This is a genomic window from Streptomyces sp. NPDC031274, from assembly GCF_055570235.1.
This window is the reverse complement of sequence record NZ_JBVIHP010000003.1, coordinates 393948-419009: the sequence shown is the minus strand read 5'-3', so window position 1 is coordinate 419009 and position 25062 is coordinate 393948. Positions and strand designations below refer to the sequence as shown.

The following is a 25062-nucleotide window of genomic DNA, read 5'->3' as shown; positions in this document are numbered from 1 at the left end:
GCCGTATTGCCGTCGCGTTGCGCGCCGGTGACGGGTCCTTTCGGCCTGGCTCACCGATGGTGCCGCGGCATTGTCAGTGCGGTCGCTTACCGTTGTCCACAGTGATCGGATCGGGGGATCCGGCTTCGGGGCACGGGGGATCGGGATGAAACGGCCGGGATGGATGCGGCGATCGGGACCGCCAGGGGCGACGGGACCGCCGGGGGCGTCGGGGGCGTCCGCGGTGCGGGGCTGGGCCCGTGGACGCGTGGCCCGGCTGCGCCGCCTGCGGCTGCCGCGGACGCGGCGGGGACAGCGGCGGGCCGTGCAGGCCTTCATGGCCGTCTGCGTGGTGGCGCTGCTGCCCGCGACCTGGCTCTTCGTGACGGCGGACGGGCGGCTGCGCACGACGGCCGACGTGCCGCGCACACGGGTCGCGGTCGTCTTCGGCGCCGGGCTGTGGAAGGGCGAGCCCTCGCCCTATCTCGCGCACCGCCTCGACGCGGCGGCCGAGCTGTACGAGGCGGGACGGATAGAGGTCGTGCTCGTCACGGGCGACAACAGCCGCGAGGAGTACGACGAACCGGACGCCATGCGCACCTATCTGACCGAACGCGGCGTGCCGAGCCGCCGGATCGTCAGCGACTACGCGGGCTTCGACACCTGGGACTCCTGTGTGCGCGCCAAGAAGGTGTTCGGCGTCGACCGGGCGGTGCTGATCAGCCAGGGCTTCCACATACGCAGGGCCGTCGCGCTCTGCCGCGCGGCGGGCGTCTCGTCGTACGGCGTCGGGGTCGACGCCAAACACGACGTGACCTGGTACTACGGCGGCGCGCGGGAGGTATTCGCGGCCGGCAAGGCGGCGCTCGACGCGACGCTGCGGCCCGATCCGCACTTCCTGGGTCCCAAGGAGCCGGGCGTGCGCAACGCTCTCGCGGCGCGGCGCTGAGGGACGCCGCAGTACAGGCCATCGGGCTCTCGGGGCCTCAGGCCCACAAGACCTCAGGTCCTCAGGTCCTCAAGGCCTCACAACGGGGCGGGGCGTCGGCTGAGGGGGGCGTACCGGCGGCGTAACGCGGCGGGGCGGGCCGTGTAACACGGGCGTCGGACTCTGGTCGCCATGCACACCGACGCGACACCGACCCACTGTCCGTACTGCGCGCTGCAATGCGGAATGGGCCTGGCCACCGGCCCCGGTGGCGGGGTGGAGGTCGTGGAGCGTCCCGGGTTCCCCGTGAACAGGGGCGCACTGTGCGGCAAGGGCCGTACGGCGCCCGCGGTGCTCTCCTCCCGGGTGCGCCTGACCGAGCCACTCATCCGATCCCACGCCACGGGCCGGCTCGAACCGGCCACCTGGGAGGAGGCGATCGGCCGCGTCGCCGAAGGTCTTGCCCGTACGCGCGATGACCACGGCGCGGACGCGTGCGGGGTGTTCGGCGGCGGGGGTCTGACCAACGAGAAGGCGTACTCCCTGGGGAAGTTCGCGCGGGTGGCGCTCGGCACGTCGCAGATCGACTACAACGGCCGGTTCTGCATGTCGTCGGCGGCAGCGGCGGGGCAGCGGGCCTTCGGGCTCGACCGCGGCCTGCCGTTCCCGCTGGAGGACATCCCGCGCACCGGCTGTGTGATCCTCGTCGGCTCGAACCTCGCCGAGACGATGCCGCCCGCGCTGCGGTATCTGACGGAGCTGAGGGCGAACGGCGGAAAGCTGATCGTCATCGACCCGCGCAGGACCCGCACCGCCGAGCAGGCCGACCTCCATCTGGCGCCGCGTCCCGGCACCGACCTCGCTCTCGCGCTCGGCCTGCTGCACCTGGTGGTGGCCGAAGGGCGGACGGACGAGGCATTCATCGAGGAGCGCACCAGCGGCTGGCAGGAGGCACGGGCGGCGGCGATGGCGCACTGGCCGGAGTACGTGGAGCGGATCAGCGGCGTTTCCGTGCCCGAGCTCCGGGACGCGGCGGCGATGTTCTGCGACGCCGATGCCGCGATGGTGCTCACCGCACGCGGGCCCGAGCAGCAGTCCAAGGGCACGGACACGGTGGGCGCGTGGATCAACCTCTGCCTCGCGACGGGCAACGCGGGCCGCCCGCTCGCCGGGTACGGCTGCCTGACCGGGCAGGGCAACGGGCAGGGCGGGCGCGAACACGGCCAGAAGGCCGACCAGTTGCCCGGCTACCGCAAGCTGACGGATCCGGCGGCGCGGGCGCACGTCGCGGAGGTGTGGGGCGTCGACCCCGACTCGCTCCCGGGCCCGGGACGGTCCGCGTACGAGCTGCTCGACGCGCTCGGCGGGGACATCAAGTCCCTGCTCCTGATGGGTTCCAACCCGGTCGTATCGGCGCCGCGCGCCGCGCACGTGGAGGAGCGGCTGCGATCGCTCGACTTCCTCGCGGTGGCCGATGTCGTGCTCTCCGAGACGGCCCAACTGGCGGACGTCGTCCTGCCGGTGACGCAGTGGGCCGAGGAGACGGGGACGGTGACGAACCTGGAGGGGCGGGTGCTGCTGCGGCGCCGGGCGGTGAGCGCGCCCGACGGCGTACGGAGCGACCTGGACGTCCTCCACGGTCTCGCCGCCCTCCTCGGCCATGAGAAGGGCTTCCCGACGGACCCGGAGGAGGTCTTCGAGGAACTGCGCAGGGCGAGCGCGGGCGGCGTCGCGGACTACTCGGGGATCTCGTACGCGCGACTGAAGGAGGGGGACGGGGAGGGGGTGTTCTGGCCCTGCCCCGAGGTGGGGGGCGAGAGCGATGACGGGCACCCCGGAACCCCCCGTCTCTTCCTCGACCGGTTCGCCACCGAGGACGGGCGGGCGCGCTTCGTGCCGGTGGCGCATCGGAGCGCCGCCGAGGAGACGGACACGGAGTATCCGGTGCTCCTGACCACCGGGCGGGTCCTCGCCCAGTACCAGTCGGGGGCCCAGACGCGCCGCGTCGACGAGCTCAACTCCGCCGCTCCCGGCCCCTTCGTGGAACTGCATCCGCGACTCGCCGCGCGCCTTGAGGTCGGCGACGGCGAACCGGTGACGGTCGTGTCGCGGCGGGGGCGGGCCGTGGCCCCGGCGCGGATCACGAGCGCGATCCGCTCCGACACCGTCTTCATGCCCTTCCACTGGCCGGGCGAGGGCCGCGCCAACTCCCTGACGAATCCGGCGCTCGACCCGGTGTCGCGGATGCCGGAGTTCAAGGTGTGCGCGGTGCGGATCGAGCGGGCGTAGCGGCGGGCCGGGGCCGCGCGCTCGCGCCACCCCGGCCCGCGGTCATCCGCGTACGGGAGTCAGCAGGTGCGCCCGGTGTAGTGCGCGCCCTGGATCTTGCTCGCCGAGCCCAGCCAGCTCCTGCCCGGGCCCACACAGCGCTCGTAGTCGGGGGCCATCGACACCTCCACCTTGATGACCACGTTCGAGCCGTCGCCCGTGCAGTGGTTGTAGAACGCGTCGCTGCCGGTCTCGTAGAACCCGCAGGGGTCCATGACGGCCGTCGGGGCGTGAGCTGTCGCGGAGGCCGCCACGGGGAGGCCGAGGGTGAGGGCTACGGCGCCGACGAGGGCCGGCAGCGAACGGCGAAGGCTCATGGGGCAACTCCTGCTTGAGGACGTGGTGCTCACGCACCGACTCGCGCACCGACTGGTGCACACGGAGAGTGCCACAGTGGCGACCCTCCGCGATCACGTGGTTCGAGTGCGTCGCCCGCACGAGTGACGGAGTCCACCGGATCGCCCCACCAGCCCGGCCCCGCCCCCTCAACGCCGCGCCCGGAACGACGCCCAGTCCCCTCCCCCGATCACCGCCCCCGAGGCACGCAGCCTCGCCGCCACCGACGGCGCCGCGACATACACCCACGCGCGCACCGCGGTCCCGTCCAGGAGGGTCACCTCGCGCTCCACGCGCTCGTACAGGTTGCGGGAGTCTCCCGGCGCGTACTGCTCCAGTACGTCGAGACCGGCGAGGAGCCGTTCGTACGCCGACGGGTGCGCGGCGATCAACTCGCCCCGCACCGCGCCGCCTTCGGGCTCCTCCACCAGGTACGGATAGCCGGGCCCTTCGTAGAGGAGTGCGCCCGCGAGCCTGGCGGGCACCTCGGTCGTGACGCTGCCGCGCAGGTGGACGTCGTGGTTCGGCTCCCCCGGCCGCAGCGTCCCGTACACGAAGAACGGCAGCCGGGTCTCGTACGTCGGCGTCATGCACACGATTGTCGCCGGGCCGGGGTGGGGTGGGACTCCGGACGGGCCTGACGGGCGACGGGCGACGGGCAGGCCGTGGTGGTGATCAACTGCCGTACGGACGGACCTCCTTGGCACTGCGCAGCGCCCACGCCCACCAGTGGAGCTGGTCGAGCATCGACTTGGCGGCGGCGTTCGCGCTCGCCGGGTCCTTGTGGGTGCCGTCGTCGGCGAAGAGCGCGCCCGCGTTGTGGAAGGAGACGGTGTCGCGAATCGTCATGGTGTGCAGCTCGGCGAAGACCGGACGCAGGTGCTCGACCGCGCGCAGGCCGCCGGAGAGCCCTCCGTAGGAGACGAAGCCGAGGGGCTTGGCCTGCCATTCGGCGTTGTGCCAGTCGATGAGGGCCTTGAGGGACGCGGGGTAGGAGTGGTTGTACTCGGGGGTGAGGACGACGAAGGCGTCGGCGGCGGCGAGCTTCGGGGTGACCTTGCCGAGTTCGGCGACCACTTCGGGCGACGGGTTGAAGGAGAGCGAGGTCGGCAGCTGAGATTCGGCCAGGTCGACGACGTCCACCTCGAAGTCCGCGTGCTCGCGGATCCGGGCCAGGAGCCAGTCGGCGACGATCGGCCCGAAGCGGCCCTCGCGGTTGCTGCCGATGATGACGGCGACGCGAAGGGGCGCGGGGCTTTCGGGGGTGGTGGTGGACGTGGAATCAGGAGCAGTCGTGTTCTGAGTCATGAGAAGAGCCTCGTTGCTGAACCTTGGTTGAGGTCAAGCGATTCCTGCGGCGAGTCCGGCGGCGAGTCCGGCGAACAGCTGCGGACCGCTGCGGACGGCTGCGGACGGCTGCGGACGGCTGCGAACGGCTGCGAACGGCTGCGAACGGCTGCGGTCGATTGCGGGCCTGCCGCGGTCGGCTGCTGAATCAGTACCTCGTCAGGGCCTCTCCCCCACGTCGTACCGTGTGGCCCATGACAACTCCCCCGCCTCTTCAGCGCCTTGAGATCGACGGTCGGGCCGCCACCGCCGACCGACTGCTGTGGCCCGCTCTCGGCGGCACAGGGCACTTCACCGCGATGCAGGTCAGGGGCGGTGCGACGCGCGGGCTCGGGCTGCACCTGGCCCGGCTCGACGCGGCCACCCGCGAGCTCTTCGACCGGGAGCTCGACGGCGAGTACATCCGCGAGCTCATCCGGAGCGTGCTCCGCGACGACATCGCCGACGCTTCCGTACGCGTCCACGTCCACGCGCCGGAGGGCGAGCCCTCCGTGACGGTCACCGTACGGGCGCCGGGCGCGATGTCCGAGAGCGCGCAGGCCCTGCAGTCCGTTCCGTACCAGCGGCCCTTTCCGCACATCAAGCACCTGGGCGGCTTCGGACAGGCCCGCTACGGGGACCTCGCCCGGCGCGCGGGCTTCGACGACGCACTGCTCACCGCGCCCGACGGGACGATCAGCGAGGGCGCCGTCACGAACATCGCCTTCTACGACGGCTCGGAGATCGTCTGGCCCGACGCCCCCTGCCTGGTCGGCATCACCATGCGGCTGCTCGAACCGAGGCTCGCGGCCGCCGGTCTTCCCACCCGCCGGGCCCCGGTCACGCTCGCGGACCTCTCCTCGTACGGGGCCGCCTTCGTCACGAACGCGCGGGGCATCGCACCTGTGCGGCGGATCGACGGCACGGAGTTCGAGGTCGACGAGAAGCTGATGGGGACTCTGGCGGGGATCTACGCCGACGTTCCCTGGGACACCGTCTGAGGCGAGATCAGGTCTTTGAAGGTGCTCCGACGGGGTCGCGACGAGGTCGATACGGGGCCGCGGCGAGGTCGCGGCGGGGTCGCGGCGGGCCCCTGGGTCACCCATTCACAGGCGCCGCGCACCCCCTTCGGTCTCTTCTCCGCGACACGCCGGGTGACCTGCTGGAATGTTCCCGTCGAAGTGTCAGAAGCCGCTCCACCACAGAGTTTCTGACCGGCCTTCAGGAGGCGTGCGCCGCCGAGTGCCACTTACCTCGGTAGAGCGGGGTTCGACCGACGCAGCGGCACTTGGAGGTGCCGCGGGCCGTGCCCTCTGAAGGCCCCTCGGAGGAGCAAGCACGATGCGCAAAGCCCGCCTGCTGACCACCGCCGCGCTCGCCGTCGCATCGGCGGGGCTGCTGGCACCCCCCGCGGCCGCGACCGCGTTCGCCGCCGGGGGAGGCCTTGAGGTCCATCCCGCCACGGTCACGCCCGGCTCCACGGTCACCGTGAACACCACCGCCTGCGGCAGCGGCGGGAGCGCTTCGGGCGATGCCAGCGCGGTGGGCGCGGGTACGTTCACGCTCGCGCCCGGCACGCACAAGGAGAACGCGGTCGGGCAGTTCAAGGTGCCGCCGTCGGCTCAGCCGGGCACCTACGAGATCGCCGCCCAGTGCTCCGGTTCCGGCGCGGACGGCAAGCAGGTGGTGGGCGATCTGGTCGTGACGATCACCTCGACCGCTGCTGCCCGCGAGGAGCAGCAGGTGGCTCCGAGGGGACACGTGAAGACGGGGGTCGGCGGCGCTCTCGGCCCCGACCCCGTACAGACCGCGGCGGGTGTGGCGGCGCTTGCCGTCGCCGCCGCGGGCGGTACCTGGCTCCTGCATCGCCGGGCGAGAGGCGACAGGATCTGACGGACACCCTCCGCTGTCCACCGGTACCGCCAGCCCCCTCCCTCTCCGGATCCGCCTGTCCCTCGCGGCCCCGGAGAGGGATGCGGGGACCGGCCTCCCCGAACCCTGAGGGGGACGAGTCGAGTGATGCGCAGAAAGTTCGTCAACTCCGCCATAGGCGCGGTCACCGTCCTGGCGCTCTGCTCCGGTACGTGGCTGCTGCGCAACGGCACCGAGTCCCGTCCGCCGCCCCAGCCGTCCGCCGCGCAGGCCGCATCGGCCCATCCCCGCCCCGACCGCGCACCGGCCGCCGCGGCGCTCCCGCCGTCCCCGCCCGACCGGATCCGGATCCCGGCGATCCGGGTCGACGCGCCCCTCATGGGGCTCGAACTCACGCGGCAGGGCAGCCTCGACGTACCGCCTCCGAAGAAGACGAACCTCGCGGGCTGGTACGAGTCGGGGACGACACCCGGCGAGACGGGCACGGCCATCGTGGCGGGGCACGTCGACAACGCCGACGGACCGTCCGTCTTCTACGACCTGGGCGGCCTGACCAGGGGCCACACCATCGAGGTCGAGCGCAGGGACGGCAGCGTCGCGGTGTTCACGGTCGACGCGAACGAGGTCTACGACGCGAAGAGGTTCCCGGACGACAAGGTGTACGGGCGGGCGGACCGCCCGGAGCTGCGGGTCATCACGTGCGGCGGCAGCTATTCGAGGAAGACGGGCTACCAGGGCAATGTGGTGGTGTTCGCGCACCTGACGAGCGTGCGCTGACGACTCACGGGGCGCTGCCGCTCTCTAGGCGAGCCACTGCTCGTACGCCATCTTGGCCACGAGCCCGAACACCGTGGTGAGCAGCACGATCCGTACGAAGCCACTGCCCTTCTTGAGCGCGGTGCGTGCGCCGAACATGCCGCCCGCGAGGTTGAAGACGGCCATCAGGGCGGCCAGTTGCCACAGGACCGCGCCCTGCCAGGCGAACATCGCCAGGGCGCCTCCGTTGGTGCAGCAGTTGACGATCTTGGCGGTGGCGGAGGCGGACACCAGGTCGAGGTGGAGTACGGCGGTCAGCGCGAGCACCAGGAAGGTGCCGGTGCCGGGCCCGATGAGACCGTCGTAGAACCCGATGCCGAGGCCCGCGAGGCCGATGGCGGCGAGGATGCGCTTGGGTGAGGCGGGCCGGGCGGGGGGCGCGGTGCCGAAGGCGGGCCGGAAGATGACGAAGGCCCCGACGCCGAGCAGCACCACCATGATCACGGGCTTGAGCACCTCGGTGCTCATACCGGCGGCGAAGAAGGCGCCGCCCATGGACCCGGCGAGCGCGGCGAGCCCGATCCGTACGGCGGTGGACACGTCGACGGGCGTCTTCCTGACGTACGTCACCGCGGCGCCGGCCGTCCCCACGATGGCGACGGCCTTGTTCGTCCCGAGGGCGTGCGCCGCCGGGGTCGACCCCGGCAGGCCGAGCAGCAGCGCGGGCAGCAGCAGGAGACCGCCTCCGCCGACCACGGCGTCGATCCAGCCGGCCGCGAGTGCGGCGACGCACAGGACGACGACGGCGGTCAGAGATATGTCGGGCATGGTCTAGACCCTATGGAGGGGCTGATCACGCCGTCCACGAATCCAGGGAGAGTTGAGGGTCTTCAGAGGTTTCCCCGGGGCTTCTACTCTCCGGGGCTTCCATTCCCCGGTGAGAGAGGCCCTAGGGCGCCGCCTGAGGTGCCGGGACCCCCGCCGGTGCGCGATCGGGGGCCGGTGGCGCCGCCGGGTCGACCGTGAACGCGAGGACCGTGGCGACCAGCGCGCTCGCTCCGGCGAGGCCCGTCGCCAGCTTGCGGCGGCCCCGCAGGGTCGGGCCCTGGGCCGGGCCTACGGGTTTGCGATGCCGTCCCATGTCGGCTCGGCCCCTCTCAGAAGGTGAAGCACTCGGCGTGGATGCGTTCCTCCGACACTCCGGCCCGTACGAGGGCGGCGGAGGCGGAGGCGGTCATTCCGGGCGGCCCGCACAGATAGACGTCGTGCTCGGCGAGGTCCGGGATCAGGTTGCGCAGGGCCTGCGGGGCGAGGGGGTCGAAGGAGGCGTCGGAGCGGCCAAGGAGGTAGTGCAGCCCCGCTCCCCTGCTCCGGGCGATCGCCTCCAGCTCCTCCCGCAGTACGAGCTGCTCGGCGCTGCCCGCCCGGTAGAGGAGGGTGACGTCGCCAGGACCGCCGGGCAAGGTCTCGAACAGCGCCCGCATCGGGGTGATCCCCACGCCTCCAGCGAGCAGCAGCACTTTCCTCCTCGTACGCCGATGAGCGGTCAGCGCCCCGAAGGGACCCGTGGCGAGCACCCGTGTCCCCGGCCTCAGGCGCCGCATCCTGCGCGTGTGATCCCCGAGGGCCTTCACCGTGATCCGGAGGGTGTCGTCGCGCACGGGCGCGGAGAGCGAGAACGGCAGCGCGGTGCGCCAGAGCCTGCGCCGCAGGAAGCGCCACCGGAAGAACTGTCCGGGTTCGGCCCGCAGTCCGTCGAGCCCGATGCCCTGCATCACGACCGACACGACGCCGGGCCCTTCGTCGCGTACGTCGATGACGCGCAGGCTGTGCTTCAACGCCTGCCGCACGGGTACGACGACGCGGTACCAGACCAGCAGGACCGCCACCGTGGCGTGCAGCATCGACCACAGCCACACCGTCAGGATGCTGCCCGCCACGTCCGGCCCGGCGAGCTGGTGCGCGAAGGCGAGCGCCGCGCCGAGATAGGTCAGCAGATGCACGGCCCGCCATGTCTCGTGCGGGACGCGGCGCCGCATCGCACGCGCCGAGGTGATGCCGACGGCCATGAGCAGGGCGGTCCCGACCGCGGCGAGGGCGAGTCCTGGATAACCGAGCAGGTCGAGGCCGGCGCTGAGCAGGTCGGTGTCGGCGTGGGCCGCGTATCCGCACAGGGCGAGCAGAGCGTGCCCCAGGCACAAGGTCAGTACGTAGCGGCCGCCGAGGGCGTGCAGCCGCGCGAGCCGGTCGGCACCGACGCCGTGTTCGACCGCGGGCACACGGGCCATCAGGAACAGCATGACGAGAACGCCGTACCCGGCGAGCAGCCCGCTGAGGTGGGCGCCGGTCGCGAAGAGCACGTCGAGCCGGGCCGATGGCTCGGCCTGTACGGCCCAGAGCGCGGTGACCACGAGGCCGGTGGCGAGGATTCCGTTGCGCAGGGCGGTGGGGGTGACACGGATCGGGGGGACGGGGGGACGCGGGGGCGTCTTCGGCATCGGGGGAATCTGCACCTGCGGCCCCTCCGTCTGCCGCAGGTACGCGGACAGCGCGGGGTACGCGGCGAGTCGGGAATCGGCTACCTCGGTGGTCACCGCCGCAGACTAGGCGCGGGGTGGGGGTGAAAGTGGCTGGTCAGGGCGTTATCGCTGATCCTTAAGGCGGGCTTGAGGATTGGCTCAACGGGGGTTAAGTCCCAGTGCCGGGGGGAGGCTGGGAAAGCCGTTTCGCCCAGGGCTGGATGCGGGGCCATCGTGCGGGTGAGTGGGAGAGGCTCGTTCGGCCGGAGGGACGCGGGGTGGCCCTCACATCCCGCCCCGGCGCCCGCTGAGGGCAGCGTTCCCCCCGGGAAACAGTCAGGATGCGGTCGGGTAACACCGCCCCCGCACTCTGCCGTACATGACCTCTTCTCCCCCGGGCTCCCCGAGCCTCCCGAGCTCGCCCTCCCGCGTGGTGGTGATCGGCGCCGGACTCGCCGGCGTCCGCCTCGCGCAGCGGCTGGGGGAGAGCACCGGCACCGGGGCCGTCCTCATCGGCGACGAGCCGCACGCACCGTACAACCGCGTGCTCCTGGCCGACGTCCTCGCGGGCCGCTACGGACCGGAGGTCATCGAGCTGCCCCACGCTCCCGGCGAGTTCCTGCGCACCCGCGCCGTCCGCGTGGACCGCGCGGACCGGATCGTGCACTGCGCGGACGGCAGCGTCGTCCCGTACGGCACTCTCGTCCTCGCGACCGGCTCGAACCCCGTGCTCCCACCCCTCCGCGGCCTCTTCGAACCAGGCGCCACCGAACTGCCCCGCGGCGTACACGCCTTCAGGACGATGGACGACTGCCTCGCCCTGTCCGAGGCCGTGCGGCCAGGCACAGGCACAGGCCAAGGCACAAGCAGCACCCGCGTAGTAGTCATCGGCGGCGGCCTCCTCGGCGTCTCCGCCGCCCGCGCGCTCGCGGCCCGCGGCGCCCAGGTCGTCCTCACCCAGCAGGGCGACCGCCTCATGGAGCGCCAGCTCGACCCGGCCGCGAGCGAGCTCGTCCACCGGCATCTCACCGACCTCGGGGTGGAAGTGCACACCGAGTGCCGGGTACGCGGCGTACGACAGGCCGAAGGAGCCGTGCGATCGGTGGAACTCGCCGACGGGTACGTACTCGGCACCGACCTCACCGTCCTGGCCTGCGGCGTCCGCCCCCGTACGGGACTCGCGCAGGCCGCCGGACTCGACGTACGCCGCGGCATCGTCGTGGATGACGAGCTGCGCACCTCCGACCCGCACATCCGCGCCATAGGCGACTGCGCCGAGCACTCCGGCGAGGCCCGCTGTCTCGCGGCCCCCGCGCTCGAACAGGCCGACGCCCTCGCCGACTCCCTGATCTCCCCACGGGCCGCACGTCCCTACTCCGGCACCCGCGCTCTCACCCGTCTCACCCTGCACACCGGGCGCCCCGGCTCCGCTCCGCTGGACCTGGCGGCCTTCGGCGACCCCGAGCACCGGCCCGACGACGACGTGGTCCAGCTCGCGGACGCGACGCGCGGCACGTACCGCAAGGTCGTCGTGCGCGGTGACCGGCTCGTCGGCGGCGTACTGCTCGGCGAGCTCACCGCCGTCGGCGCGCTCGCCCGCGCCTGGGAGGCCGACGACCCGCTGCCCGACGACGGCAGCCCCCTGCTCCACCTGCTCACCCACGACGGAGGCCTCTGAGATGCCCACGGACACCCCCCGCCACAGCGCGCACGACAACACCATCGTGCTGGTCGGGCACGGCATGGTCGGCCAGCGCTTCCTCGAAGCCATCGCCGCGCGCGGCCTCACCGCCACGCACCGCGTGGTCGTCCTGTGCGAGGAGCCGCGTCCCGCCTACGACCGCGTCCAGCTGACCTCGTACTTCGCGGGCCGCACGCCCGATGAACTCTCCCTCACGGACCCGGAGTTCATCGAGAAGCACGGCATCGAGCTGTACGTCGGGAATCCGGCGGAGAGCGTCGACCGCGACGCGAGGACCGTCACCGCACGCTCCGGGCAGACCTTCGCCTACGACACCCTGGTCCTCGCGACCGGCTCCTTCCCGTTCGTGCCACCGGTGCCCGGCAAGGACACCACCGGCTGTTTCGTCTACCGCACCATCGAGGACCTGCTCGCCATCGAGGAGTACGCGAAGACGTACGCCACGACCGGCGCCGTCGTCGGCGGCGGACTGCTCGGCCTGGAGGCGGCGGGCGCGCTGCGCGGGCTCGGACTCGCCACGCACGTCGTGGAGTTCGCGCCGCGCCTGATGCCGGTGCAGGTCGACGAGGGCGGCGGCGCGGCGCTCCTGCGCACCATCACCGGCATGGGCCTGAGCGTGCACACGGGCGTCGGCACCCAGGAGATCGTCGGCACGGACGGCGCCGTCAGCGGGATGAAGCTGTCGGACGGAAGTGAACTCGCCACCGATCTGGTGGTGTTCTCCGCCGGTGTCCGGCCCCGCGATCAACTCGCCCGTGAGAGCGGCCTTCTGGTGGGCGAGCGCGGCGGCATCACCGTCGACGAGCAGTGCCGCACCAGCGACCCGGACGTGTACGCGATCGGCGAGTGCGCCCAGGCGTCGGACGGCCGGGTCTACGGGCTCGTCGCGCCCGGATACGAGATGGCCGAGACCGTAGCCGCCTCCATCGCCGCCGAGGAGTCGAGCTTCACCGGCGCCGATCTGTCGACCAAGCTGAAGCTCCTCGGCGTGGACGTCGCCTCCTTCGGCGACGCGCACGGCGCGACTCCGGACTGCCTCGACGTCGTCTACTCCGACTCGCGCTCGGGAACGTACAAGAAGCTGGTCATCGGCGCGGGCGGCGAGTTGCTCGGCGGCGTTCTGGTCGGCGACGCGGAGGCGTACGGCGTGCTGCGTCCGCTGACCGGGAGCGTGCCGCCGGTCTCGCCGGAGCAGCTGGTCCTTCCCGCGGGCGCGGGTGGCCCGGTGGCGCTCGGCCCGTCCGCCCTTCCGGACTCCGCGGTCATCTGCTCCTGCCACAACGTCACCAAGGGCGCGATCCGCGGCGCCGTCACCGAGCACAGCTGCACCACCGTGCCCGAGGTCAAGAAGTGCACCAAGGCCGGTACGGGCTGCGGCAGTTGTGTGAAGGTGCTCGGCCAGCTGGTCAACGACGAGCTGGAGGCGTCGGGCGTCGAGGTCGACAAGGGCCTGTGCGGCTGCTTCAGCCAGACCCGCCAGGAGCTGTACGAGATCGTCCGCACCCTGGGCATCACCTCCTACCGGCGGCTCCTCGACACCCACGGCCGCGAGTCCGCGCGCGGCACCGAGGGCTGCGAGACCTGCAAGCCGACGGTCGGCTCGATCATCGCCTCGCTCGCCCCGACGATCGGCGCCGACGGCTACGTACTCGACGGCGAGCAGGCGTCCCTCCAGGACACCAACGACCACTTCCTCGCCAACCTCCAGAAGAACGGCTCCTATTCGGTGGTGCCGCGCATCCCGGGAGGCGAGATCACTCCGGACAAGCTGATCGTGATCGGCGAGGTGGCACGGGACTTCGGGCTCTACACGAAGATCACCGGCGGTCAGCGCATCGACATGTTCGGGGCGCGGGTCGATCAACTGCCGCTGATCTGGACCCGGTTGGTGGACGCGGGATTCGAGTCGGGACACGCGTACGGGAAGTCGCTGCGGACGGTGAAGTCGTGCGTGGGGCAGACCTGGTGCCGCTACGGCGTGCAGGACTCGGTCCGGATGGCGATCGACCTGGAGCTGCGCTACCGGGGCCTGCGCTCCCCGCACAAGCTGAAGTCGGCGGTCTCCGGTTGCGCCCGCGAGTGCGCCGAGGCCCAGTCCAAGGACTTCGGCGTGATCGCCACATCGAGCGGCTGGAACCTGTACGTGGGCGGCAACGGCGGCGCGACCCCGCGCCACGCCGATCTGCTCGCGCAGGACCTGTCCGACGCCGAACTGGTGCGCCTCATCGACCGGTTCCTGATGTTCTACATCCGCACGGCGGACCGCCTTGAGCGCACATCGACCTGGCTGGAGCGGATCGAGGGCGGCCTCGACCATGTGCGTGACGTGGTCGTCCACGACTCGCTCGGCCTGTGCGCCGAGCTGGAGGCCCTGATGGCCGACCATGTCGCGCACTACCGCGACGAGTGGTCCGAGACCATCAGCGACCCCGAGCGTCTGGCGCGGTTCGTGTCCTTCGTCAACGCGCCGGACGTCCCGGACCCGACCGTGAGCTTCGTCCCGGAACGGGACCAGATCAAGCCGGACCTGCCCCTCCTCACCATCGGCTCCCGCCCCCGCGACCTGGAAGGTGCTGCATCCCGATGAGCATTCAACTCCGCCTGAAGGACGACTGGTTCGAGGTCTGCGACCGCGCGCACCTCCAGCCGGGACGCGGCATCGCCGCACTGCTCCCCGACGGCCGCCAGGCCGCACTCTTCATCGACCGTACGGGCCGCGCGTACGCGATCGACAACCGCGACCCGTTCACAGGTGCGGCGGTGCTCTCGCGCGGCCTGCTCGGCGCGGCTGCCGGACGGCCGTTCGTCGCGTCACCGCTCCTGAAGCAGCGGTTCGACCTGGAGACGGGGCGGTGCCTGGACGACGATTCGGTGACGGTGGAGACGCATGCCGTCCGCCTCGCTTGATCGCCTCGCCTGATCGCCTCGCCTGATCGCCTCGCCTGGGCGACTCGCCTGATCGCCTCAACTGAGCGACTCACCTGATCGGGTCTACTTGACCGACCGTTCCAGTATTGCTTACTATTCCTTCGTGGCCAGGACCAAGGAATTCGATCCGGACGCCGCGCTCCAGTCAGCCCTAGAGCTGTTCTGGCGGCGCGGCTACGAGGCGACGTCGATGGCGGACCTCGTGGAGGAACTCGGCATCGGCCGCGCCAGTATCTACGCGACATTCGGCAACAAGCACGAGCTGTACCTGAAGGCGCTGGAGCGGTACGCCGAACTCCAGAACCCGCTCCTGCTCGCCGAGCTCTCACAGCCGGGCCCGGCGCTGCCCGCCGTCCGCTCGGTGGTGCGCCGCTTCGGGGGCGAGTCATCCTCCGAGGAAGGGCGCCTGAACGGCTGTTTCGTCACCAACACCGCAGCCGAGCTGGGCCCGCACGACGAACCGGCCGCCCGTTGCGTCGAGCGCAGCTGGGAGTACATGGAGACGCTGCTGCACTCCGCGCTCGTCCGCGCCCAGGCGCAGGGCGAGCTCCCGGAAGACCGTGACCCGCTCGCCCTCGCGCGCATGCTGCTGACCTTGATGCAGGGGCTGCGCGTGATCGGCAAGGCATCGAAGGACGGCGCGCGACTGCGGGACGCGACGGAGCAGGCACTGAGCCTGCTCGACTGAGCCCGCTCGGCTGACCGGACTCGACCGACCCTGCTCTACTGACCGAACTCGACCGACCCTGCTCGACCGACCTCCACCCCCTGCACCCTTGACCCTTTTTCACGCCCTCATACTGAACCGATCGTTCAAGAAAAGAGCCCTGCCATGACTTCAGCAGCTTCAGCAGTCTCAGTACCGCGCACCCGTTTCGCCGGCCGCACGGCCCTCGTCACCGGCGGTGGCTCCGGTCTCGGCCGCGCCATAGCGCTCGCCTTCGCCGCCGAGGGGGCGAACGTCGTGGTCGCCGGGCGCACGGAAGGCACACTCAAGGAGACCGTGGGGCTCATCGAGGAGGCGGGCGGCACGGCGGTCGCCGTCACGGCCGACGTCGCGCGCTCCGCCGAGCTCGCGATGCTGGTCGAGGCCGCCGTCGAGCGGTTCGGCTCCCTGGACGTGGCCGTCAACAACGCGGGCGTCCTGCGCGCCGGGCAGCCGGTCGCGGAGCTGCCCGAGGAGGACTGGCGGACGATGCTCGACATCAACGTCACCGGGGTACTGCTCGCCCTTCAGGCCGAGGTGAAGCAGATGCGTACGCAGCCGGGCGGCGGGGCGATCGTCAACATCTCCTCCACGCTGGGTGCCCACATGAGCGTTCCGGGCACCATCGGCTACGGCGCCACCAAGGCAGCCGTCTCCGCGCTGACCAAGGGCGCCGCCGCCGAGCACATGGGGGACGGGGTGCGGATCAACGCCGTGAGCCCCGGCTCCTCCGACACCAGCATGTCGCTGCGCCAGGGCGAGAGCCTGGCCCAGCGTACGGAGCGCATGAAGACCTCGACTCCGCTCGGCCGCGTCTCGTCGACCGCCGAGGTCGCGGCCGCCGTGCTCTACCTCGCGTCGGACGAGTCGGCGTCGGTGGTCGGCGCGGATCTGGTGATCGACGGGGGCGCCGCGGCCTGACACCCCGCTCATGCGCCCTACTCTCGGGTAGTGACGAGAGTCAGCAGACGGGCGCCGAAGCCGAGGGAGCTGTGTCATGACGACGGGCTGGAACGCGAGCGACATCCCCGACCAGAGCGGCCGCACAGCCGTGGTCACCGGCGCCAACAGCGGCATCGGCTACGTCACCGCGCGCGAGCTCGCCCGTCGTGGCGCGCGCGTGGTGCTCGCCTGCCGCAGCGAGGAACGGGGGACGCGAGCGCTGGAGCGGCTGCGGTGCGAAGTCCCTTCCGCCGAGGTGGAGTTCAGACGCCTCGACCTCGGCGACCTCAGCTCGGTGCGGGACTTCGCGGCATCGTACGACGATGACGGCGGCGGCGGCGGCCGGGGTGACGGTCTCAACCTCCTCGTCAACAACGCGGGCGTGATGGCGCTGCCCTACCGGCGGACGGCGGACGGTTTCGAGACGCAGTTCGGCGTCAACCACCTGGGCCACTTCGCGCTCACCGGGCTGCTGCTGCCCCGGATCCTGCGGACGCCGGGAGCGCGGATCATCACGGTGTCGAGCGGGTTCCACGCCCTGTCGAACATCGACATCGACGACCTCAACAGCGAGCGCGGTTACCGTCGTTGGATCGCCTACGGCCGCTCCAAGACGGCGAACCTGCTCTTCACCCACGAGCTGGCGCGGCGCCTGGCGGCAAGCGGCTCCGACGTCGTGGCCGCGGCGGCACACCCCGGCTACGCGGAGACGAATCTCCAAGGTGCCGCGCCCAAGATGGAGGGCCGCAAGGTCACCGAACGCGTGATGTGGCTGGGCAACCGCGTCCTGGCCCAGCCCGCCGCTGCGGGCGCACTGCCGTCGCTGTACGCGGCCACGGCGCCGGGTGTCCGCCCGGACTCCTTCACCGGGCCGCGTGTTCTGGGGTGGCAGGGGGCGCCGGGGAAGTCCTGGCGGGCGAAGTGGACCCTCAACGATGCTGCGGGGGAACGACTTTGGGCGGCTTCGGAGGGGTTGACGGGGGGACCTTTCAGCTCGTCCGGCGTTTGAGGCCATCGCGTCGGGGGTCCAGGGGGCGGAGCCCCGCCCACAGCCCGCCCCGCGGCGCGGCGCGGCGCGGCGCGGCGCGGCGCGGCGCGGCGCGGCGCGGCGCGGCGCGGCGCGGCGCGGCCAACGCGCCATGCGCCCAGTCGACGAGGACGATCAGCACGAAGAACGCGAAGAGCGCGAAGAGCGCAGGACGCGGCGGCCCGCACATCGGTCACTCGGCACCGGTCGGAAACAACGCCTGCGCCGCACCGCACATCCCCCCATGCCCCACCCATGCCCCACCCATGCCCCACCCATGCCGCCACCCATGCCGCCACCACTGCCCTATCCCATGTGCTGCACCGTAGGACGGACTTCCCGCCGAGTCAGCGGCGTTGGCGGCCCGCATACCCCTCCCCCGCCCTCCTTGACGTACCGCTGAAGCTCACTGGCTCACTGGCCCCCGCCGCCCCCACCCCCGTCAAAGAGGCGTGAAGATCCACCCCGCACGCGCCAAGGAGCCGACAAAAGGGCGCGCGGTCAGCCCGGGCCCCACCCACGCTGGGCATCGCTCAAGCGAACGCACCCGCCTGGAGGGGCCCGCCCATGACCACCGTCTCCGCCGTCTCCGAGACCCCGGACAACCCCGCGGACGTCGACGATCCCCCCGATATCGAAGGTGCGGCGCCCCCCGAGGACCGCCACCGCCTCACCGCCCTCCAGGGCCTCGCCGCCCTCTCCCTGGACGCGATGGCATCGGTCGCCTACGGGCCCGAGGCCATCGTCCTGGTCCTCGCGGCGGCGGGCGGCCACGGGCTCGGCTTCACCCTCCCCGTGACCCTGGCGATCGCCGCGCTGCTCGCCGTGCTCGTCGCCTCCTACCGGCAGGTGATCGCCGCCTTCCCCGACGGTGGCGGCAGTTACGCCGCCGCGAAGACCCACCTGGGCCGCAGGGCGGGCCTGGTCGCCGCGGCCTCGCTGGTCCTCGACTACGTCCTGAACGTCGCCGTCGCCGTCACCGCGGGCGTCGCGGCGCTCACCTCCGCCTTCCCGGAGCTGTACGGCGACCGGGTAGGGATATGCCTGGCCGTCCTGGTCGTCGTCACGGCCGTCAACCTGCGCGGCATCGTCGACTCGGCGCGTGTCTTCATCGCCCCGACCGCCGTGTTCGTCGGAGCGATCCTGACGATGATCACGGTCGGCCTGTTCCGCGAAGGGCCGGTCAGCACGGCAGCCGCCGACGGGCAGGCCTCGGCCCTCGCCGACAACGCCACGTCCGTGGGAGCCCTGCTCCTCCTGAAGGCGTTCGCGTCGGGCTGCTCCGCCCTCACCGGCGTGGAGGCCATCGCCAACGCCGTGCCGTCCTTCCGCACCCCGCGCGTCAAACGCGCCCAGCACGCGGAGGTCGCGCTCGGCGCACTGCTCGGGGTGATGCTGATCGGCCTGTCCGTGCTGATCTCCCGCTTCGGGCTCCAGCCGGTCGAGGGCGTCACGGTCCTCGCGCAGCTCGCGGACGCGTCACTCGGCCACAACTGGGCTTTCTACGTGGTGCAGTTCGCGACGATGATCCTGCTCGCCCTCTCCGCCAACACGTCCTTCGGCGGCCTGCCGGTCCTGATGAGCCTGCTCGCCCGGGACAACTACCTCCCGCACGTCTTCGCCCTGAAGGCCGACCGCCAGGTGCACCGGCACGGCGTCCTCGCCCTGGCCGCCGTATCGGCGGGGCTGCTCGTCTTCTCCGGCGGCGACACCAACACGCTCGTGCCGCTCTTCGCGATCGGCGTCTTCGTCGGCTTCACGCTCTGCCAGACCGGGATGGTGCTCCACTGGCGCGCGGCGGGCAAGCCCGCGAAGGCCCTGCTCAACGGCTTGGGCGCGGTCCTGACCGGCATCAGTGCGGTGGTCGTCACGGCCACCAAGTTCACGGAGGGCGCCTGGCTGATCGTCCTCGCGCTGCCCGCGATCGTGCTCTGCTTCGAGGCCGTGCACCGCGCCTACCGCCGGATCGGCGAGGATCTGGGCCTGGGCCGTGTCCCGGAGCCCCCGCACCGCGACCACTCCTTGATCATCGTCCCCGTGTCGAACCTGTCCCGCCTCACCGGCGAGGCCCTGAACGCCGCGGTGTCGCTAGGCGACGAGGTGCGCGCGGTCACGGTCACCCATCCCGACGCCGAGGACCGGCGCGCGTCGGAGGCGCTGCGCCGCGACTGGGAGCTGTGGAACCCGGGCGTCGATCTGGTGGAGCTGCCGTCCCTGACGCGTACGGTCGGGCGTCCGGTGTCGGCGTACGTACGGAAGATCTACACGTACCACCCCACCACCCGCGTCACGGTCCTGATCCCCGAGGTGGAACCGGCCCATGTCTGGCAGCGCCTGCTCCAGAACCAGCGCGGTTCGGTCCTCGCACGCGCCGTCCGCCGGGACACGGACGCGGTCATCTGCCGCCTGCGGTTCCGCGTCGCGGCGGGGCGGAGCCGGTCCGACGCGTACTGACCTCGCCCTCGTACGCCGAAGGTCGCCCTGCCCGCTCAGCTGTCCTGCGCGGCCAGTGCCGCGACCGCGGGGATCGCCGCGAAGGCTGTGCGCATGTGCCGGACGAGTGCCGCGCGGTCCTGCCGTACGGCGTCCGATGCGATTCCGTGGACCTGGGCGCCGATCTCACCTGGCTCGCCGCACTCACCGCCCGCGGCGAACTGGACCCGCAAGTCGCCCTGCGCACCGACTGGACGCAGGTCGCACGGGCAGCCGCCGAACTGGCAGGCCGCCGCGTGCCGGGCAAGGCGGTCATCGACGTCGTGCGCTGAGCGGACGGAACGAGCGTACGGAACCAGCGGACCGAACGAGCGGACCGAACGAGGGGATCGACCGAGGGGCCTGGCGAGATCCAGGGCCCTCACGTGCCCCAGACGGCCCGTCCCATAACCTCGTGCGGGGAGACCTCATCCGATGCCGCCGTGTGTCTCCACTTCGAGGAGGCGATGGTGACCGGAACAGGCGTGCGATGGCTCGCGGGCGCCATGATCGTGGCCTGCGTGGCGCTCGTCGGCCCCAGCGCACCGGACGGCGTCCCCGTCGCCAAACCACTGCCTGCCGACGCCCCCGAAGAGGTCGTGCCGAACCGGGTCATGACGTGGAACATCTGCAACCCCTGCAACGCGAGCGGGTTCAACGCCGGCCGGGCGGCGGACATCGCCACGTACGCCCCTCAGGTCATCGGCCTGCAAGAGGCGTGCGTGCGTGACGTCGAGGAGATCCGGGATCATCTGGAGTACCTGTACGGGCTCGTCTACCACGTCGAGTACGGCTCGGTTCTGCACAATTGGGGCCGCTGCGGGGGCGTGCCGTGGAGCCCGGGTGGCTTTGGGCAGGCGGTCCTCTCGGCGGCACCGATGACGAACCACGTGAACGTGGAGTACCCCGACGGCGGGTCCGAGGACCGCGGGTACATGGCGGTCAGCACGCTCGTGGACGGCCGACCGGTCCGGGTCTTCAACACACACCTGGCTCAACGGCAGCAGGAAGACGTCCGGGCGAAGCAGACCCGCGTACTCGCGACGGAGATCGCCAAGCACGACCGCACGATCGTCCTCGGCGACTTCAACGCGACGCCGGACGCCTCCGAACTCACCGGGATGTGGGGCCTGGCGGCGGACGCGGACCCCGGGTGCGGCCCGGCGGCCACCGGCACCTGCGAGCCGACGACCGACTGGCAGAGCAAGTTCGACTACATCTTCCTGCGAGGCTTCGTCTCGCTCGAACACGGCGTGCGTCCCTCCGAGTACTCGGACCACAGCCCGGTGCATGCGGATCTACGACTGACGTAGCGCACATGGCGGAGGAGCGGGCTGCACGGGAGCGGCGTGAGGCCGCCAAGAAGCCCTGCGGGAAGGGACGAAGCGATGACATTGCATTCCGATGTGGCCGAGTTGCTGGCGGAGGTCGGCATCATCGACGTGGACGTCGACGAAGCCGTCGCGGACGAGCACGTCCGATCGTCCGCCTACCAACGCGTCGTCTCGGTGATCGCTTCCTCGCAAAGCCGCGACCGGGACCGTGCGGTCGTGGCCACGATCCTGCGCGACCCCCACGAGATGGGGTCCAAGACGGCCGTGGTCGCCCTCGTGGACAAGATCGCGATGAAGGTGACCGGTCCTGCCGAGTTCCGGCAGTGGTCGGCCGAACTACTGCCGGAGATCGACCAGCTCCCGGCGGAGGGGTACCGCGAGTTCATCCGCCGCCGCATCCACGACTGGCTGTTCTACCTGTCCATCGAGGACGGTCGCGTGCCGACACCGGCCGAGTTGGCGGAGGTCACAGACTGGATGCAGCGCTTCCTCGCCGAGTTGTCGACGTCGCCGGCGGTACTCGCCGTGGTCGCCGAGTCAGCCAACACCAGGAAGACACGGAACATCGCGAAGAACCGAGCCGGTAGCCGAGAGCTGAGAGCTGAGAGCTGAGAACGAAATGATGCGGTAGTGGCGATGGGGGTCGAATTCCACCGGGCCCTGAACGGGGCGACAGTCTCCGCGGAGAATGCCGAAGGGGCAGTTCCCCCGCACAGGGAGCTGCCCCTTCGTGGTGAACCGGAGCCGCCGTCGCATCGGTGAGGGTCGGGGACACGGCGACGGCTCCGGAGTTCTACCGGTGGTCCTGGAGAGACCTACCGGTGGTCGCTGCCCGCCGACTCCGACGCCGCGCGCCCCGCCTCCAGGCGGGCCACCGGGATGCGGAACGGGGAGCAGGAGACGTAGTCCAGGCCCACCTCGTGGAAGAAGTGCACGGACTCCGGGTCGCCGCCGTGCTCGCCGCAGACTCCGAGCTTCAGGTCGGGGCGGGTGGCTCGGCCAGCCTTGACCGCGTCCTTCACCAGCTTGCCTACGCCGTCCTTGTCGATGGTCTCGAAGGGGGAGACCCCGAAGATGCCCTTCTCCAGGTACGCCGTGAAGAAGCTCGCCTCCACGTCGTCGCGCGAGAAGCCCCAGACCGTCTGCGTGAGGTCGTTCGTGCCGAAGGAGAAGAACTCGGCGGCCTCCGCGATCTGGTCCGCCGTGAGCGCGGCACGCGGCAGCTCGATCATGGTGCCGAGCGCCAGCTTCAGCGCCACGCCGGTCGTCGCCTCGACCTCCGCGATGACCTGCTCGGCCTCCTCGCGGACGATCTCCAGCTCCTGGACCGTGCCGACGAGCGGGATCATGATCTCCGCGCGCGGGTCGCCCTTGGCGTTCTTGCGCTCGGCCGCGGCCTCGGCGATCGCCCGCACCTGCATGGTGAACAGACCGGGGATCACGAGTCCCAGGCGTACGCCTCGCAGGCCCAGCATCGGGTTCTGCTCGTGCAGACGGTGCACCGCCTGGAGCAGGCGCAGGTCGTTCTCGTTGGAGTCCTTGCGGGACTCGGCGAGGGCCACCCGGACGGAGAGCTCGGTGATGTCCGGCAGGAACTCGTGCAGCGGCGGGTCGAGGAGACGGACCGTCACCGGGAGGCCGTCCATCGCCTCGAACAGCTCGACGAAGTCCCGCTTCTGCAGGGGCAGGAGCTCCTTGAGGGCCTCCTCGCGCTCCACGTCCGCGTCGGCGAGGATCAGCCGCTCGACCATCTCGCGGCGCTCACCGAGGAACATGTGCTCGGTGCGGCACAGGCCGATGCCCTGGGCGCCGAAGCGGCGGGCACGCAGTGCGTCCTCGGCGTTGTCGGCGTTGGCGCGGACCCGCAGGCGGCGTACTCGGTCCGCGTACGCCATGATCCGGTGCACGGCGCCGACCAGCTCGTCGGCGTCGTCGGCACCCGCGTGCATCCGGCCCTCGAAGTACTCGACGACCGGCGAGGGGACCACGGGCACCTCGCCCAGGTACACCTTGCCCGTCGAGCCGTCGATGGAGACGACGTCGCCCTCCTCGACGATCGCACCGTTCGCGGAGGTCAGGCGCCGCCGCTTGGTGTCGACCTCGATCTCCTCGGCGCCGCAGACGCACGTCTTGCCCATGCCGCGGGCGACGACGGCGGCGTGCGAGGTCTTGCCGCCGCGCGAGGTGAGGATGCCCTCGGCCGCGATCATGCCGTCGAGGTCGTCGGGGTTGGTCTCACGGCGGATGAGGATGACCTTCTCGCCCGAACGCGACCACTTGATGGCCGTGTACGAGTCGAAGACCGCCTTGCCGACCGCGGCACCGGGTGACGCGGCGATGCCCCGGCCGAGCTGCGTCACCTTGCCGCCCTCGGTTCCCTCCGCGTCGAAGCGGGGAAACATGAGCTGCGCGAGCTGAGCGCCGTTGACGCGCTGCAGCGCCTCGGCCTCGTCGATCAGGCCCTGGTCGACGAGCTGCGTCGCGATGCGGAAGGCGGCACCGGCGGTGCGCTTGCCGACACGCGTCTGCAGCATCCACAGCTGGCCGCGCTCGATCGTGAACTCGATGTCGCACAGGTCCTTGTAGTGCGTTTCGAGGGTTTCCATGATCTGCATGAGCTGGTCGTACGACTTCTTGTCGATCTGCTCGAGCTCGGCGAGCGGGACGGTGTTGCGGATGCCCGCCACCACGTCCTCGCCCTGCGCGTTCTGCAGGTAGTCGCCGTACACGCCCTGGTGGCCGCTGGCCGGGTCGCGGGTGAACGCGACGCCCGTGCCGGAGTCGGGGCCGAGGTTGCCGAAGACCATCGAGCAGATGTTGACCGCGGTGCCCAGGTCGCCGGGGATGCGCTCCTGACGGCGGTAGAGCTTGGCGCGGTCGGTGTTCCACGACTCGAAGACCGAGCGGATCGCGAGGTCCATCTGCTCGCGCGGGTCCTGCGGGAAGTCGCGCCCGGCCTCGGTCTTGACGATCTTCTTGAACTTCGTGACCAGCTTCTTGAGGTCGGCTGCCTCGAGGTCGGTGTCGATCGTGACCTTCTTGGCCGCCTTGGCCGCCTCGAGGGCGTCCTCGAAGAGCTCGCCGTCGACGTCCATGACGGTCTTGCCGAACATCTGGATGAGGCGGCGGTAGGAGTCCCACGCGAAACGGTCGTCGCCGGACTGCTTGGCGAGGCCCGTCACCGACTTGTCGGAGAGCCCGATGTTCAGGACGGTGTCCATCATCCCGGGCATCGAGAACTTGGCGCCCGAGCGGACCGAGACGAGCAGCGGGTCATTGGCCTGACCGAGCTTCTTGCTCATCTTCTTCTCGAGGGCTTCGAGGTGCGCACTCACCTCGTCGCGCAGCTCGACCGGCTCCTCGCCACTGGCGAGGTAGGTCTTGCAGGCCTCTGTGGTGATCGTGAAGCCCGGAGGGACGGGCAGCCCGAGGTTGGTCATCTCGGCGAGGTTCGCGCCCTTCCCGCCGAGAAGGTCCTTCAGGTTCCTGTTGCCCTCGGTGAAGTCATAAACGAACTTCACGGCCGCATCGCCTGCATCGCTCGCATCGCTCTTCGCTACGTGCGCCACGTGCGCTACGTGGGGATCTTTGTTTTCCGACACGGGTCTCGACTCCTCGAGGACTCGGTGGCTGCCCTGACGGCGAGGAACATACCCAGATCGAAGGCACCTGGGTACGTCCACTTGTGCGTCATACGGCTGTAACCACCCGTCCGCCAGTAGATCGAAAGTGACTCGGCGGTAGCCCAGCTGCGGTTTATTCGTTCAACTCTTGAACGAGGCGACCTCCCAGATGCGGCGATTTGCTCAGATGAGCGGGAGATACTCAGATGTGAGTTCACCTCATGAATGATCGAGCAGTGGCACTGAGTGCCACCCCTTGGAGAAGTGCAATCGCCATGGAATCG

General features: G+C 71.1%; 22 protein-coding genes. 15 read left to right on the top strand and 7 right to left on the bottom strand.

The features are described from left to right. The first annotated feature begins 163 nt into the window (after positions 1-163). Positions 164-928 carry a SanA/YdcF family protein gene (locus ACZ5CR_RS07390; protein ID WP_468854499.1) on the top strand — a complete coding sequence of 255 codons (765 nt, stop codon included), beginning with the start codon at positions 164-166 and terminating at the stop codon, positions 926-928. A 171-nt stretch (positions 929-1099) separates the two neighbouring features. Beyond that, on the top strand, positions 1100-3196 hold the full coding sequence (locus ACZ5CR_RS07385; protein ID WP_468854497.1) for a molybdopterin oxidoreductase family protein: 2097 nt from the start codon (positions 1100-1102) through the stop codon (positions 3194-3196). 59 nt (positions 3197-3255) lie between these two features. Here ACZ5CR_RS07385 and ACZ5CR_RS07380 read toward each other — a convergent pair whose 3' ends face one another. From ACZ5CR_RS07380 to ACZ5CR_RS07370, 3 genes are all read right to left on the bottom strand, one after another. Continuing rightward, complete coding sequence (locus ACZ5CR_RS07380) at positions 3256-3552, bottom strand: DUF6355 family natural product biosynthesis protein (protein WP_468854495.1); 297 nt, start codon at positions 3550-3552, stop codon at positions 3256-3258. 168 nt (positions 3553-3720) lie between these two features. Then, positions 3721-4161 (bottom strand): gamma-glutamylcyclotransferase family protein, encoded by a 441-nt coding sequence (locus tag ACZ5CR_RS07375; protein ID WP_468854492.1) that lies wholly within the window; start codon positions 4159-4161, stop codon positions 3721-3723. An 85-nt stretch (positions 4162-4246) separates the two neighbouring features. Beyond that, on the bottom strand, positions 4247-4879 hold the full coding sequence (locus tag ACZ5CR_RS07370) for an NADPH-dependent FMN reductase (RefSeq protein ID WP_468854489.1): 633 nt from the start codon (positions 4877-4879) through the stop codon (positions 4247-4249). A 233-nt stretch (positions 4880-5112) separates the two neighbouring features. Between ACZ5CR_RS07370 and ACZ5CR_RS07365 the strand changes: the two genes are divergently transcribed. From ACZ5CR_RS07365 to ACZ5CR_RS07355, 3 genes are all read left to right on the top strand, one after another. Beyond that, entirely contained in the window at positions 5113-5898 is a 786-nt protein-coding gene (locus ACZ5CR_RS07365; protein ID WP_468854487.1) for an aminotransferase class IV family protein, read from the top strand. A 340-nt stretch (positions 5899-6238) separates the two neighbouring features. Further along, on the top strand, positions 6239-6790 hold the full coding sequence (locus tag ACZ5CR_RS07360; RefSeq protein WP_468854485.1) for a hypothetical protein: 552 nt from the start codon (positions 6239-6241) through the stop codon (positions 6788-6790). Between the two features lie 126 nt (positions 6791-6916). Continuing rightward, positions 6917-7546 (top strand): class F sortase, encoded by a 630-nt coding sequence (locus ACZ5CR_RS07355; RefSeq protein WP_468854482.1) that lies wholly within the window; start codon positions 6917-6919, stop codon positions 7544-7546. Positions 7547-7570: 24 nt separating this feature from the next. Here ACZ5CR_RS07355 and ACZ5CR_RS07350 read toward each other — a convergent pair whose 3' ends face one another. From ACZ5CR_RS07350 to ACZ5CR_RS07340, 3 genes are all read right to left on the bottom strand, one after another. Then, the gene (locus tag ACZ5CR_RS07350; RefSeq protein ID WP_468854480.1) at positions 7571-8353 is read right to left on the bottom strand and encodes a sulfite exporter TauE/SafE family protein; all 783 of its coding nucleotides are present in this window, start codon (positions 8351-8353) and stop codon (positions 7571-7573) included. Positions 8354-8474: 121 nt separating this feature from the next. After that, positions 8475-8666 (bottom strand): hypothetical protein, encoded by a 192-nt coding sequence (locus ACZ5CR_RS07345; RefSeq protein ID WP_453526126.1) that lies wholly within the window; start codon positions 8664-8666, stop codon positions 8475-8477. 16 nt (positions 8667-8682) lie between these two features. Next, positions 8683-10119 (bottom strand): ferredoxin reductase family protein, encoded by a 1437-nt coding sequence (locus ACZ5CR_RS07340; RefSeq protein WP_468854478.1) that lies wholly within the window; start codon positions 10117-10119, stop codon positions 8683-8685. A gap of 304 nt (positions 10120-10423) precedes the next feature. Between ACZ5CR_RS07340 and ACZ5CR_RS07335 the strand changes: the two genes are divergently transcribed. The 10 genes from ACZ5CR_RS07335 to ACZ5CR_RS07290 all read left to right on the top strand — a co-directional run bounded on the left by ACZ5CR_RS07335 (position 10424) and on the right by ACZ5CR_RS07290 (position 21767). Beyond that, complete coding sequence (locus tag ACZ5CR_RS07335; protein WP_468854475.1) at positions 10424-11722, top strand: NAD(P)/FAD-dependent oxidoreductase; 1299 nt, start codon at positions 10424-10426, stop codon at positions 11720-11722. A gap of 1 nt (position 11723) precedes the next feature. Further along, positions 11724-14333, top strand: a complete 2610-nt coding sequence (gene nirB / locus ACZ5CR_RS07330) for a nitrite reductase large subunit NirB (protein ID WP_468854472.1) — start codon at positions 11724-11726, stop codon at positions 14331-14333. Beyond that, positions 14330-14653: a nitrite reductase small subunit NirD gene (gene nirD / locus ACZ5CR_RS07325; protein WP_468854470.1), complete on the top strand. Its 324-nt coding sequence runs from the start codon at positions 14330-14332 to the stop codon at positions 14651-14653. Before nirB ends, nirD begins: the two co-directional genes overlap by 4 nt. A 124-nt stretch (positions 14654-14777) precedes the next feature. Beyond that, positions 14778-15362 (top strand): TetR/AcrR family transcriptional regulator, encoded by a 585-nt coding sequence (locus ACZ5CR_RS07320; protein ID WP_468854468.1) that lies wholly within the window; start codon positions 14778-14780, stop codon positions 15360-15362. A gap of 144 nt (positions 15363-15506) precedes the next feature. Further along, positions 15507-16301 (top strand): SDR family NAD(P)-dependent oxidoreductase, encoded by a 795-nt coding sequence (locus ACZ5CR_RS07315; protein WP_468854466.1) that lies wholly within the window; start codon positions 15507-15509, stop codon positions 16299-16301. Positions 16302-16377: 76 nt separating this feature from the next. Continuing rightward, positions 16378-17331 carry an oxidoreductase gene (locus ACZ5CR_RS07310; RefSeq protein ID WP_468854463.1) on the top strand — a complete coding sequence of 318 codons (954 nt, stop codon included), beginning with the start codon at positions 16378-16380 and terminating at the stop codon, positions 17329-17331. 585 nt (positions 17332-17916) lie between these two features. Further along, positions 17917-19803, top strand: coding sequence for an APC family permease (locus tag ACZ5CR_RS07305; protein WP_468854461.1), 1887 nt, complete (start codon positions 17917-17919; stop codon positions 19801-19803). A 95-nt stretch (positions 19804-19898) separates the two neighbouring features. Then, positions 19899-20114, top strand: coding sequence for a hypothetical protein (locus ACZ5CR_RS07300; protein WP_468854460.1), 216 nt, complete (start codon positions 19899-19901; stop codon positions 20112-20114). Positions 20115-20288: 174 nt separating this feature from the next. After that, positions 20289-21134, top strand: a complete 846-nt coding sequence (locus ACZ5CR_RS07295; RefSeq protein ID WP_468854458.1) for an endonuclease/exonuclease/phosphatase family protein — start codon at positions 20289-20291, stop codon at positions 21132-21134. Between the two features lie 75 nt (positions 21135-21209). Then, positions 21210-21767 (top strand): hypothetical protein, encoded by a 558-nt coding sequence (locus ACZ5CR_RS07290; protein WP_468854456.1) that lies wholly within the window; start codon positions 21210-21212, stop codon positions 21765-21767. A 203-nt stretch (positions 21768-21970) separates the two neighbouring features. On the opposite strand, the gene ppdK is transcribed toward ACZ5CR_RS07290, so the two are convergent. Further along, entirely contained in the window at positions 21971-24757 is a 2787-nt protein-coding gene (ppdK, locus tag ACZ5CR_RS07285; protein WP_468854454.1) for a pyruvate, phosphate dikinase, read from the bottom strand. Positions 24758-25062: the final 305 nt, after the last annotated feature.

Coding starts and splice junctions, on each gene's coding strand:
- ACZ5CR_RS07390 (WP_468854499.1), top strand. CDS start 164: ATGCGGCGATCGGGACCGCCAGGGGCGACGGGACCGCCGGGGGCGTCG.
- ACZ5CR_RS07385 (WP_468854497.1), top strand. CDS start 1,100: ATGCACACCGACGCGACACCGACCCACTGTCCGTACTGCGCGCTGCAA.
- ACZ5CR_RS07380 (WP_468854495.1), bottom strand. CDS start 3,552: ATGAGCCTTCGCCGTTCGCTGCCGGCCCTCGTCGGCGCCGTAGCCCTC.
- ACZ5CR_RS07375 (WP_468854492.1), bottom strand. CDS start 4,161: ATGACGCCGACGTACGAGACCCGGCTGCCGTTCTTCGTGTACGGGACG.
- ACZ5CR_RS07370 (WP_468854489.1), bottom strand. CDS start 4,879: ATGACTCAGAACACGACTGCTCCTGATTCCACGTCCACCACCACCCCC.
- ACZ5CR_RS07365 (WP_468854487.1), top strand. CDS start 5,113: ATGACAACTCCCCCGCCTCTTCAGCGCCTTGAGATCGACGGTCGGGCC.
- ACZ5CR_RS07360 (WP_468854485.1), top strand. CDS start 6,239: ATGCGCAAAGCCCGCCTGCTGACCACCGCCGCGCTCGCCGTCGCATCG.
- ACZ5CR_RS07355 (WP_468854482.1), top strand. CDS start 6,917: ATGCGCAGAAAGTTCGTCAACTCCGCCATAGGCGCGGTCACCGTCCTG.
- ACZ5CR_RS07350 (WP_468854480.1), bottom strand. CDS start 8,353: ATGCCCGACATATCTCTGACCGCCGTCGTCGTCCTGTGCGTCGCCGCA.
- ACZ5CR_RS07345 (WP_453526126.1), bottom strand. CDS start 8,666: ATGGGACGGCATCGCAAACCCGTAGGCCCGGCCCAGGGCCCGACCCTG.
- ACZ5CR_RS07335 (WP_468854475.1), top strand. CDS start 10,424: ATGACCTCTTCTCCCCCGGGCTCCCCGAGCCTCCCGAGCTCGCCCTCC.
- nirB (WP_468854472.1), top strand. CDS start 11,724: ATGCCCACGGACACCCCCCGCCACAGCGCGCACGACAACACCATCGTG.
- nirD (WP_468854470.1), top strand. CDS start 14,330: ATGAGCATTCAACTCCGCCTGAAGGACGACTGGTTCGAGGTCTGCGAC.
- ACZ5CR_RS07315 (WP_468854466.1), top strand. CDS start 15,507: ATGACTTCAGCAGCTTCAGCAGTCTCAGTACCGCGCACCCGTTTCGCC.
- ACZ5CR_RS07310 (WP_468854463.1), top strand. CDS start 16,378: ATGACGACGGGCTGGAACGCGAGCGACATCCCCGACCAGAGCGGCCGC.
- ACZ5CR_RS07305 (WP_468854461.1), top strand. CDS start 17,917: ATGACCACCGTCTCCGCCGTCTCCGAGACCCCGGACAACCCCGCGGAC.
- ACZ5CR_RS07295 (WP_468854458.1), top strand. CDS start 20,289: ATGGTGACCGGAACAGGCGTGCGATGGCTCGCGGGCGCCATGATCGTG.
- ACZ5CR_RS07290 (WP_468854456.1), top strand. CDS start 21,210: ATGACATTGCATTCCGATGTGGCCGAGTTGCTGGCGGAGGTCGGCATC.